General features: G+C 69.0%; 8 protein-coding genes. 4 read left to right on the forward strand and 4 right to left on the reverse strand.

What is annotated here, in order from left to right; genetic code table 11:
• Positions 1-599 precede the first annotated feature (599 nt).
• Positions 600-1,019, forward strand: a complete 420-nt coding sequence (locus tag ACFYE3_RS18890) for a hypothetical protein (protein ID WP_387611970.1) — start codon at positions 600-602, stop codon at positions 1,017-1,019.
• A gap of 56 nt (positions 1,020-1,075) precedes the next feature.
• Positions 1,076-1,909 carry a hypothetical protein gene (locus ACFYE3_RS18895; RefSeq protein ID WP_387611973.1) on the forward strand — a complete coding sequence of 278 codons (834 nt, stop codon included), beginning with the start codon at positions 1,076-1,078 and terminating at the stop codon, positions 1,907-1,909.
• A 459-nt stretch (positions 1,910-2,368) separates the two neighbouring features.
• On the opposite strand, the gene ACFYE3_RS18900 is transcribed toward ACFYE3_RS18895, so the two are convergent.
• Positions 2,369-2,650: a hypothetical protein gene (locus ACFYE3_RS18900; protein ID WP_387611975.1), complete on the reverse strand. Its 282-nt coding sequence runs from the start codon at positions 2,648-2,650 to the stop codon at positions 2,369-2,371.
• Positions 2,651-2,835: 185 nt separating this feature from the next.
• Here ACFYE3_RS18900 and ACFYE3_RS18905 point away from each other — a divergent pair, with 185 nt between their 5' ends.
• The gene (locus ACFYE3_RS18905; RefSeq protein ID WP_387611978.1) at positions 2,836-3,144 is read left to right on the forward strand and encodes a DUF4193 domain-containing protein; all 309 of its coding nucleotides are present in this window, start codon (positions 2,836-2,838) and stop codon (positions 3,142-3,144) included.
• A 119-nt stretch (positions 3,145-3,263) separates the two neighbouring features.
• Here ACFYE3_RS18905 and ACFYE3_RS18910 read toward each other — a convergent pair whose 3' ends face one another.
• The 3 genes from ACFYE3_RS18910 to ACFYE3_RS18920 form a co-directional block, all read right to left on the reverse strand.
• On the reverse strand, positions 3,264-3,590 hold the full coding sequence (locus ACFYE3_RS18910; protein ID WP_387611980.1) for a hypothetical protein: 327 nt from the start codon (positions 3,588-3,590) through the stop codon (positions 3,264-3,266).
• A gap of 163 nt (positions 3,591-3,753) precedes the next feature.
• On the reverse strand, positions 3,754-3,975 hold the full coding sequence (locus tag ACFYE3_RS18915) for a hypothetical protein (RefSeq protein WP_387611983.1): 222 nt from the start codon (positions 3,973-3,975) through the stop codon (positions 3,754-3,756).
• Between the two features lie 180 nt (positions 3,976-4,155).
• Positions 4,156-4,452: a hypothetical protein gene (locus ACFYE3_RS18920; protein ID WP_387611986.1), complete on the reverse strand. Its 297-nt coding sequence runs from the start codon at positions 4,450-4,452 to the stop codon at positions 4,156-4,158.
• A gap of 283 nt (positions 4,453-4,735) precedes the next feature.
• Here ACFYE3_RS18920 and ACFYE3_RS18925 point away from each other — a divergent pair.
• Positions 4,736-4,884, forward strand: a 149-nt coding sequence (locus ACFYE3_RS18925; protein ID WP_387611989.1) for a TetR family transcriptional regulator, incomplete at its 3' end; no start/stop codon positions are given.

A 4,884-nucleotide genomic window follows, 5' to 3' on the forward strand; every position in this document is an offset into this window, starting at 1 on the left:
TCGAGCTCGAGCTCGTCCTGCGCGCCCGGCCCCACCACAACCCCTCCTGAGCAACGATCACCGAGATGCCCCGTCTCCCGACTGTGATCCTCGATACCGGTGGCTGCCGCAACCACCGGTCCCGCCAAACGTCCGAGATCAAGGCGAGGGAGCAGGTCGGCCCGACCCGCTGGGACGGCGCCCGGCCACGAGCACGACTCCGTCCTGGATGAAGTCCAGGCCCCGGCGGCGGATTATGTGAGCGTTTGCGGATTGACACCTGTGGTGACCTGGGCGCGCAGAGGCCAGATCGATGGACCGGTCCTCGAGGCGGAGAGCTGAGGTCGAGGCAAGAGTCTCCCCAGCTTCAACGGCCAGTACAAGCACCTATGGAGGACGACTACCCCGCGCCCGTCTCCCGGGACGCGCCGGCCCCGCCCTGGTGGCCGTCGTGAGCCCGATACACCGCGGACCTGCGCCGGAGCACACCGGTCGAAGTCGTGGCCCTGCTGGACGGGTTCGTCTCCTACCTCGGCGACGTCATAGCCGCCGGCGCCTCATAGGCGCAGTGGCAGGTCTGCCTCCACCGGGTCAAGCGCTACTGGCTGCAGAACCACCCGGTGCTCAAGAGCCCGGTCACCGACGCGGACATCTATCCCCCGAGCCTGGTCGTCGTCATCGCCCACCGGCTGCGGCGCGGCATGGACCCGCTGCGCGAGGACGAGTTCACCGACTACGCGACCGCCGTCATCACCAGGCTGCGCGGGGAGTCGGAGCCGATCCCCATGGCGGAGGAACCACTCGTGGAAGTCGAGGAGGAGAGCGGGGTCTTCGACATCGGGCTGCACGAGGAGATCGCCCACGAGCACTCCCGGAAGGTGGACCGGATGGTCAAAGACCTCACTACCCAGCCGGGCATCGTCTCGGCCCACCGGGAGGACCACGAGATGCTGCTGGTGACCGCCCCGGACTGGGACGCCGAGCAGCTGGAGCAGTGGGTGACCGACTGGCTCACAGCCCGGATTCCCGAGCTGGGCTGAGCCAACCGCCGACGCCCTTGCGAGGCCAGCGGGCGCCGGCAGTAGAGTCGTTTTCCATGGGGGAGCTGCTGTACGAGTGGATGGATGCTGAGCAGGCCGCGGACGCGCTCGATGAGTACCTGGCCGAACGCGAGCCGGCGCTGCAGCGACTGCGCGCAACCCTGACCGACCACGGTCTGGATCCCGACGCGCTGCTCGACGGCACACCCGCGTCGATCGCCCCGGTGTGGGAGTGGATCACCACCCGGGCCGGACAGCTCGGCATCGACCCGCGGCACCTGGACGAGGACCCGACCCGGCCCTCTTGGCCCACCTGGGCCCGCCGCGGGATGCTCGTGGACCCGCACCCGCCGGCGGCCACGATCGCACTCGTCGACGGCTTCGTGACCTACCTCGGTCAGGTGCTGAGCACCGCAGTGCCGGAGGCCCGGTGGCAGAGCGGCCACCACCGGATCAGCGATTACCCGATGCACCACCGCCCGGTGCTTGCCGCCGCCCAGCACGAGGTCTTCCTCCCCGGCCTACCGCTCTACAGCGTCTACCAGTCCGCCAATGGCCGCGACCCGATGGACGGCACCGAGATGCTCGCCCACACCCACCGCACCATCGCCGCGCTGCGCGGTGAAGGTCCAGATGCTGCCACCACCGACGAACCCCTGGTGACGGTCGCGTCCGAGGTGGACTGCATCGACGTCGGTCTGCGCGCCGACATCGCCACCGAGCACCCGGATCTGGTGGACGAGCTCGTCACCGCGCTCAGCGCCCGCGACGGCGTCGAGGAGGTCCACCGCTACGGGCCCGCCGCCCTGGTGGTGAACCTTCGGTCCTGGGACGAGCTGCAGCTGCGCATGTGGTGCACGCTGTGGTTGCAGCGACACCTCCCCCGCTGAGCTGGACGCTGCAGCTCCCGTCCGGCAACGCACTCTCTGCGTCGGTTTCCCCGCTAGTCGTGCCACCACGTCCCGATCACCGAGCCGACGGCCAGCCCGATCACCAGCAGGAACGGAAGCGCGATGAGGGCGAGCACGCCCTGCAGCGCGGCCCGGCGCGCCGGAGTCGACTGCGGCGCCCGGTGCCGCAGGGAGCGGTCGCTCAGCAGCCGGGCCGGCGCTGCTCACAGCCTGCTCCGATCCAACGATCGAACGGGAACACCATGATGGCACCCGATTCCGTCAGCACCGGGCACCAGCACCGTTTTACCTTCGGCGCTTCAACATCTGCCCGCTCAGGAACTCCCGGTGCAACGCCGCTTTCGTGGTAAACAGCCGACAGACCGCCATATGTAAAGCAGGGTGGAGCTGGGGACTCCCTGTCGAGGACCTGACGACCGCGGGCAGCTACTGTGCGCGTCAGTGCAGCTGAGGCGATCGACCAGGAATGATCCCCCGCGACTGCTGAGCGCGGCGGCGTGCTTGTAGCTGCGCGTCCGTCTGGTGGGCCCACAGGCGCGACTGATGCTCGAAGTGCGACACGAACCCGATGACCAGCGCCACGACTCCGGCCACCAGGAGACCTATCGACGCCGGGTTCGGTGCATGACCCGACCCGACCGACAAGCCCAGCCCGACGGTGGCGACCGCGGCTACGAACCCGCCGGCACCGGTTGTGACGGTCATCAGTGCGCCTGCCATCAGGGGACCTCCTCGAACTCGATGTGGACTTTAGTCTATTTCATACACCTCGGTGACTTGATGTGTCAACAACATCGGTGAGGCACGTGCCACGGTCCCGAAATTCCTGGAATATCGGGGCTCGCGCCCCAGTTGTGGTCGATGCCAATACCCTCTTTCCTGCTCGAAGGAGCACGCACCACATCATGGCCACCACTGATTACGACGCTCCGCGCACCCGGCCCGAGGACGAGCCGGCCAACGAGTCCTTGGAGGCGATCCAGGTCCAGCGCAGCGCCACCACCCAGAGCGCGGTCATCGACGCCGAGTTCTTCGACACCGCCGAGGGCATCGACCTGCCCGGCGCCGACCTCTTGCACGAAGAGCTCACCGTGGCCGTCATCCCGGAGCAGGTCGACGAGTTCACCTGCGCCGCCTGCTTCCTGGTCCGGCACCGCTCCCAGCTCGCCCGCCAGTCCGGCGAGGTGTCGTACTGCACCGACTGCGAGGGCTGAACCCGGACACCCACTGACGGCGGACACACCTCAGGCCCCCGGCGCACGATGCGCCGGGGGCCTGAAGGTGTGTCGCCCCCACAGCTGGGGGAAGGCCGCGGGCCGGTGCCCGGGTGCGGTTAGGCGGTGATGGCCAGATACATCGCGTAGATCTTCCGCCGAGCTCGCTGAGCGGTGTCGGCCGCCTCGGCCAGGTGCTGGCCCTGGGCGTGCTCGGCCTGCGCCGAAGCCTCCGCGGCGGCCTGGGCCAGCTGCTGGGCGGTGGTGGTGGCTGCTTCCAGCCGCTGGGTGCGGCGGTGCAACCAAGAGGTCGCGTCGGCGGCGGCACTGGCGCTGCGGGCCTTCTCGCGCAGACGCTCGAGGCACAGGGCGGTCTCCTGGGCGGCCTGGGCGGCCTGGGCCGTGGCGCGGCGGTCGACGATCACCGGCATGAGAGCAGTGAGCATGATGTCCTTCTCAGCGGAAACGGGCAGAACGGGGATCCCGGCATGGGGCTTGGCAGGCAGGGTCGTGCACGAAGTGGTGATCAGCAGAGGCGGGACTCCCCCGCCACCCGAGACCTGCCGGGCGGGGGATCCACCCATCGCCTGGCAGCATGCCCGCAGCACCTCAGGAGGCTCGGGCGTGCGGGGCGTGGCGCAGGCGGTAGTCCTGGGCGGGGATCAGCTTCGGGATCCCGGTGGCGTCCTCGAGGATCCACAGCACCCCCAGATGCGGTGCGGCCTGGCTCACGGTGCCGGCGTGGCGCAGGTGGTTCTGGTCCCAGGCCTCGATCCGATCCCCCGGGCGGACCCGGGCCGAGTCGTGGATCCATGCATCAATGGTGGTCATGACCTGTCCTGTCCGAGTCGGGAGATGGAGTGTGGGCCAGTGGGGCCCTGAGTGCACACCCTGGTGCCGGGCGGTGCTCCTCAAGATGTGTTCCCCGGCAGGCGCTGGCGTCCTGCTCGGGAGAACGGGTTCTGCCCGGCAGGTGCCACAGCGGCACCTGCCGGGCAGAGCCGGTGGTGCTCAGGCGGTGTAGTACTCGCGGCTGCCGGACTTGGCCAGCCCGCGGGCCACCAGGTAGCCGATGGTCAGGTAGGTGATGTACTCCATGGCCTGACGGGCGTCGAACAGATCGGCGCCGTCCTCGGCACCGCCGTCACCGACCAGGATGGCCGTGACGACGATGGCCGCCAGCACGCCGAGGTAGGCGATGAGCTCGGTGGTCTTGGTCGCGTTCTTGGTCTCGGTGGCCCGGCGCACGCCACCGTCAGCAGTGTGAGCAGCGGTGGTGGTGGCCGTGTGGGAAGCAGTGTTCGTCAAAGAAATCTCCTGGAGAAGCAAAAAGGGGGGTGCCGGATCGGCAGAAAGCCGAACAGCACAGCGCCGGAGGGCGGATCGCCGTCGGTGCAGTCAGTGGGAGGCGGGGGGCGCCGTGTGTCCGACGCCTTGCCTACACCGTAGACTGTACGTGTAGAGTAGGGAGAAAGCAAAGCGGACTTATTGAAGGACTCTGATCACCATCCCCTCCCCCACCACAGACCCGGACTCCCCTGCCCAGCAGGAGGGCGCACCTACCTCCACGCCCAAGGCGCGCCGGCCGCGGCTGAGCCGGGAGGTGGTGCTCACCGCGGCCCTGGCCCTGGTGGACGCCGAGGGCCTGGAGGCCTTGTCCATGCGCCGGTTGGGCGCTGAGCTGGGGCGGGATCCGATGGGTCTGTACCGGTATGCGAAGAACCGGGCGGACCTGCTCGA

The organism is Kocuria arenosa (assembly GCF_042879215.1).
Taxonomy (GTDB): Bacteria; Actinomycetota; Actinomycetes; order Actinomycetales; family Micrococcaceae; genus Kocuria; species Kocuria arenosa.